Origin of the sequence: uncultured Fretibacterium sp. (assembly GCF_963544685.1) — a bacterium.
Lineage (GTDB): Bacteria > Synergistota > Synergistia > Synergistales > Aminobacteriaceae > CAJPSE01.
In genome coordinates, this window is sequence record NZ_CAUUGJ010000132.1 from 1 (window position 1) to 5,572 (window position 5,572).

Consider the following 5,572-nt stretch of genomic DNA (forward strand, 5'->3'; position numbering starts at 1 on the left):
GCGGGAGAGCACCGTGCGGTCGCCCGCCAGCACGCCCTCGACATAGTCCTGGAGCGTGAGCTGGCGGCGGCGGGGAACGGGACGCGACGGGGCCGCATAGGCCATGCCGTCATGAGCGTCGTCGACCCCTCCCATGACGCGCGTGGCGAACTCGCCGCCCGCCCCGTCCGGAACCCACTCGGGCCTACCCGAAGACACGGCGGTTCAGCTCCTCCATCACCCTCTTGGCCGAGACGGGGATGACCGTCCCGGGGCCGAAGATGGCGGCCGCCCCGTGCTCGCGCAGGAACTCGTAGTCCTGCGCCGGGATGACGCCGCCGATGACGACGATGATGTCCTCACGTCCCCGCTTGCGCAGCTCCTCCACCAGCTGGGGCAGCAGCGTCTTGTGCCCCGCGGCGAGCGAGCTCATGCCCACGATGTGCACGTCGTTGTCCACGGCGTCCTGCGCCGCCTCGGCGGGCGTCTGGAAGAGCGGGCCGATGTCCACGTCGTACCCCATGTCGGCGAACGCCGTGGAGATGACCTTCGCCCCCCGGTCATGCCCGTCCTGCCCCATCTTGGCGATCATGATGCGGGGCCGGCGGCCCTCCTTCTCCGCGAACTCGTCCGTCATCGCGCGGACCTCGGCGATGATCTCCTCGTCCGCGAACTCGCTGCTGTAGATGCCGGAGATGGAGCGGATGATGGCCTTGTGGCGCCCGCAGACCTTCTCCACCGCGTCCGAGATCTCCCCCAGGGACGCCCGTGCCCGCGCCGCGTCGACGGCCAGCTCCAGCAGGTTCCCCTCCCCCGTCTCCGTCGCCCTGGTGATGGCGTCCAGGCAGACCCGGACCTTCTCGGGGTCCCGGATGGCGCGCAGCTTCTCCAGCCGCGCGATCTGGGCCTGACGGACCGCGGTGTTGTCGACCTCCAGGATCTCCAGCGGGTCCTCCTTGTCCAGACGATAGCTGTTGACCCCGACGATCTCCTCGGTGCCGGAGTCGATGTGGGCCTGACGTCGCGCGGCCGCCTCCTCGATGCGCATCTTGGGCAGCCCCGTTTCGATGGCCGCGGCCATGCCGCCCAGGGACTCGATCTCCTGGATGTGGCCCCAGCTGCGGCGGATCAGACGGTCCGTCAGGGCCTCCACGTACCAGGAGCCGCCCCACGGGTCGATGACCTTGCAAACCTTCGTCTCGTCCTGAATGTAGAGCTGCGTGTTGCGCGCGATGCGCGCGGAGAAGTCCGTCGGCAGGGCGATGGCCTCGTCCAGCGCGTTGGTGTGCAGGGACTGCGTGTGCCCCAGCGCCGCCGCCAGCGCCTCGATGCAGGTGCGCTCCACGTTGTTGAAGGGATCCTGCTCCGTCAGGCTCCAGCCGGAGGTCTGGCTGTGGGTGCGCAGCGCCATGGACTTGGGATTCCCGGGACTGAAGGTCTTGACGATCTTGGCCCAGAGCATCCGGGCCGCGCGCATCTTGGCGACCTCCATGAAATAGTTCTTGCCGATGCCCCAGAAGAACGACAGGCGCGGCGCGAAGGCGTCGATGGAGAGCCCCGCCCGGGTGCCGGTGCGCAGGTACTCCAGGCCGTCCGCCAGCGTGTACCCCAGCTCGATGTCGGCCGTGGCGCCCGCCTCCTGGATGTGGTAGCCGGAGATGCTGATGCTGTTGAACTTGGGCATGTACTTCGAGGTGTAGGCGAAGATGTCCCCGATGATGCGCATCGAGGCCTTGGGCGGATAGATGTAGGTGTTGCGGACCATGAACTCCTTCAGGATGTCGTTCTGGATGGTCCCGCTCAGGACGGACTTGTCCACTCCCTGCTCCTCCGCGGCGAGGATGTAGAAGGCCAGGACGGGCAGCACGGCGCCGTTCATCGTCATGGAGACGGACATCTGGTCCAGCGGGATGCCGGAGAACAGGATCTCCATGTCCAGGATGGAGTCCACGGCCACGCCGGCCTTGCCCACGTCGCCGACGACCCGCGGGTGGTCGGAGTCGTAGCCTCGGTGCGTCGCCAGGTCGAAGGCGATGGAAAGCCCCTTCTGCCCCGCGGCGAGGTTGCGCCGATAGAAGGCGTTGCTCTCCTCGGCGGTCGAGAACCCTGCATACTGGCGCACCGTCCAGGGGCGCGTGACGTACATGGTGGGATAGGGCCCGCGCAGAAAGGGCGGCAGCCCCGGCATGTCGTAGGCCAGGTGCGGGAACCCGCGGCCGTCCGACTCCGCGTAGAGGGGCGCCACGTCGATCTGCTCCATCGTGTGGAAGAACGCCTCTTCCGGCGTCCTCCCGGTCTCCTCCCTGAAGCGGCGGCTCCACTCCCCGGCGTCGAACGCCGAACCCGCCTCCGGCGACCGAAGGTCTATCCGCGTGAAATCGGGATTCGCGTGCTTGCTCGGGCTCATCTAAAACATCCCCTTCGCTCTTTGGAATTCGGTCAGCGTCTCCAGGCAGTTGGAGCGGATGCTGATGAAGCCGTCCACCCCCGCCTCGACGTAGGAATCCTTGCAGTCGGCGGCCGGCGCACCGGCCAGATAGACGCCCATCCCCGGGCAGCGCTCCTTGATGGCGCGGGCCAGGGGCGGGACCAGCTCCGGATAGGACGCGTCCGTAGAGCAGATCACCGCGATGTCCGCCCCGCTGGCGGCGGCGGCGGCCGCGCACTCCCCGACCTCGGCGAAGCCGTCGTTTCTCAGGATCTCGAAGGCGGCCACCTCCATGAAGCTCGCGATGAAGTCGGCGCGCGCCTTGTGCTGCGGGATCGGCCCCATGTTCGCCAGGAACACCTTGAAGTTGTCCCCCTTCTCCGCCTCGAAGGCCTCCGTGCGGCGGCGCATGGCCTCGTACTGCTCCGTCCAGCGGTGCGGCAGGATGGGTTCCACGGAAAGGGCTCCGTCCCCCTTCCGGCCCAGCGCGGCCCGCAGCTCGCCGAGCGTCGCCCCGGCGGAGGCAGCGTCCGCGGCGCTCGAGACCGTCCCGGACGCGGCCGCCCCCTCCAGCGCCCTTTCGACGGCCCCCCCGTCCCGGCCGGCACGGAATCGGCGAAGCGCCTCGGCGCGTTCGGCACGCTGCGCCCTCCGGTCCGGCTCCGCGAACTCCGGCAGGGGCTCCGCCGGATTGGGGTACATGTTGGTGCCGACGGCACGGTCGGCACGCTGCGCAAGCCTCTTGAAACGCTGCTGCAGCACGGACTGGATGTCCCGTTGGATGACGCCCTCGCGGACGCTCTTCAGGAATCCGCCCGCCGCCTCTATCCTCTGGAGCTCCTCCCAGGCCTTCCGGGCCAGCTCGTCGGTCAGCTTCTCCACGTACCAGGAGCCGCCCGCGGGATCCTCGGGCTGGAGCAGATTGAACTCCTTCTGCAACAGCACCTGCGCGTTGCGCGCGACGCGGCGCGAGAACTCCGAGCCGGGCCGCAGCGCCTCGTCGAAGCACCCGACGGTCAGGCCGTCGACGCCGCCCACCACGCCGGAGAAGGCCTCCGTGGTGTTGCGGAGCATGTTCACGTAGGGGTCGTACACCGTCTTGGTGAAGAGGGAGGTGCGGCCGAAAATCTGCGCCTTCTGCGCCTCCGCGTCCCCTCCGAAGCTCGAGGCGATCTGCGCCCACACGCAGCGGGCCGCCCGGAGCTTGGCTATCTCCATGAAGAAGTTGGACGAGAGAGAGAACTCGAAGCGCAGGCGGCGGGAGAACTCCGCGACGTCCACCCCCCGCTCCCGGAGGGCGCGCAGCGTCTCGATGGCCGAGGTCATCGCACAGGCGACCTCCTGAACGGCGCTGGCCCCCCCGTTGTGGAACACCGAGCCCCGGATCAGGACGGTACGGAGCGGCGTTTCCCGGTCGCGGGCCCAGGCGAACGTCTGCGCCATCTCGCCGAACAGCGCGTCGAGCCCCGCAGGCAGACTTCCCCGTTCCAGCAGGGCCCCCAGGGGATCGGCGCCGACGCAGCCCGCAACCTTCCCGAGGGGAAAATTCCTCTTCGCCGCAAGGGCGTCGAGCAGGGCGAGGAGGGGCAGGGCGGACGCCCCGGCATGGATGTACAGGGGACGGCGCGCCGGCAGGTCGCCCAGGAGCGCGTCCAGGTCGTCGAGCGACGAGACGGAGACGCCGCCGTCCTCAACACCCTCCGAGTCGGCATCCAGCCCCTCCCGCGTGCGGCCGTCCAGGACGAAGGCCACGGTGGAGGCCCCGCGGTCGAGCTCGTGCACGATCCCCTCGTGGGCATCGCCGGGCAGGGTCTCGTCGCAGAACTGGGCGATCTCCCACGGGCGGCAAAGGTTCCCCGCCGCGGAGGCCCCGCGCAGGGGATAGGAACCCGGAAAGGTCCGGGCCGCCCGAAGGTCCTGCGTGTCCGACGCCGTATAGAGCGGATCGAGCGTGATGCCCTCGTAGGTGGAGGTGTACATGGCCTTTTCGAAGGGAGCGCCCTTCAGGGCCGCGACGGCCGCCTCCTTCCACGCCTCGTAATCCGACGGGACGAACTCCCCGAAGTCGACCTCGGGCAGCGGCTCCGGAGCCGTCCGCCCGTCGCAGTGGTGCCCGTCCTCCGATTGCCTTGCCTTTTCGCTGCTCATACGATATTCCCTCCAATGCATGATGCCGGAGCTCCAACACACACAACCGGGAAGGCCATAAACGAAACCCTCCCGGAGAAATCCTCCGCACTGCCGGGTTCCACCGCCCAAAAACGCAGGAGGAACCGTCATCCTTCCGGCTTCTGCGGAGCCGCCCGGCCCGAGGCGGACCGTTCCCGTTCCCTACCGGGATCCCGATTCGCCGAAGGCCGCTCCGCTCTCTTCCATTATATCAATACATCGAAGGCGAGGCACAAAGATTCCCGCTTTTCCGCAAAAGGACAGGCTCGATCGGGTCCTCCCTCTCGTCGTGCCCCGAGGCGGCGGCCCGCCGCGGTCAGCCGCCTTGACCGGACGGCGAGTCGTGCTCACAATCAGAACAGCGTGACCCATCCACGCCTTTCAGACGCCCGGGCACAACCCGCGTTGCCCGTTGATCGCCTGGCCTGGGGCCTTATCGGATTTTTCGTCTGAAAGGGAGGGGTAAAACCACCCCCAGAGTTAAATTTTCAATCCTTGTATTTTTACGGACATCTGCTTATTTTAATGGCAGCGCAATGTCGTAACCATCATGCGCAGGACGCACGTTTTTGCGTCGCTGTTCCGTTGAGAGGATTGATTGCTGCACCTGAAGGAGGGGAAAAACATGGTTTGGAACAGGAGGTTTTTGCGCACGGCGGCGGCGGCGACAACGGCGGCGGCGGTAAGAACCCCGGCGGTGAAAAGAAGAGCAGCTCCGGCGGCGGGTGCGACGCGGGTGTCAGTGGACTTATGTTGACTCTCGTCGGAGTGTTCCTTATGAGGAGAAAGGCATAACCGCGAATAGGTGCAGCTAGTCCCTTCAGGGGCGACGCGGGATTTGGTGGACTTGCGCTGACTCTTGCAGCTGCGTTCCTATTGAAAAGGAAAGCCTGATTTTCAACAACCGCAGCTAGTCCGTTAAGCAGACGACCGCCTTCCGTGAGGCGTTAGCCTCGCGGGGCGTGTCGGTCGCTTATGCCGAACGGCAACACAGTT

At 67.2% G+C, this 5,572-nt stretch carries 3 protein-coding genes and 1 pseudogene; 1 reads left to right on the forward strand and 3 read right to left on the reverse strand.

What is annotated here, in order from left to right; genetic code table 11:
- From ABLA28_RS10170 to ABLA28_RS10180, 3 genes and pseudogenes are all read right to left on the reverse strand, one after another.
- Nucleotides 1-198: pseudogene (locus tag ABLA28_RS10170) on the reverse strand (methylmalonyl Co-A mutase-associated GTPase MeaB); the annotation flags it as partial.
- Complete coding sequence (scpA, locus tag ABLA28_RS10175; RefSeq protein ID WP_347713568.1) at nucleotides 185-2,386, reverse strand: methylmalonyl-CoA mutase; 2,202 nt, start codon at nucleotides 2,384-2,386, stop codon at nucleotides 185-187. The pseudogene ABLA28_RS10170 and the gene scpA, both read right to left, overlap by 14 nt.
- Nucleotides 2,387-4,555, reverse strand: coding sequence for a methylmalonyl-CoA mutase family protein (locus ABLA28_RS10180; RefSeq protein ID WP_347713569.1), 2,169 nt, complete (start codon nucleotides 4,553-4,555; stop codon nucleotides 2,387-2,389).
- A gap of 651 nt (nucleotides 4,556-5,206) precedes the next feature.
- Here ABLA28_RS10180 and ABLA28_RS10185 point away from each other — a divergent pair.
- Nucleotides 5,207-5,371 carry a hypothetical protein gene (locus tag ABLA28_RS10185; RefSeq protein ID WP_347713570.1) on the forward strand — a complete coding sequence of 55 codons (165 nt, stop codon included), beginning with the start codon at nucleotides 5,207-5,209 and terminating at the stop codon, nucleotides 5,369-5,371.
- Nucleotides 5,372-5,572: the final 201 nt, after the last annotated feature.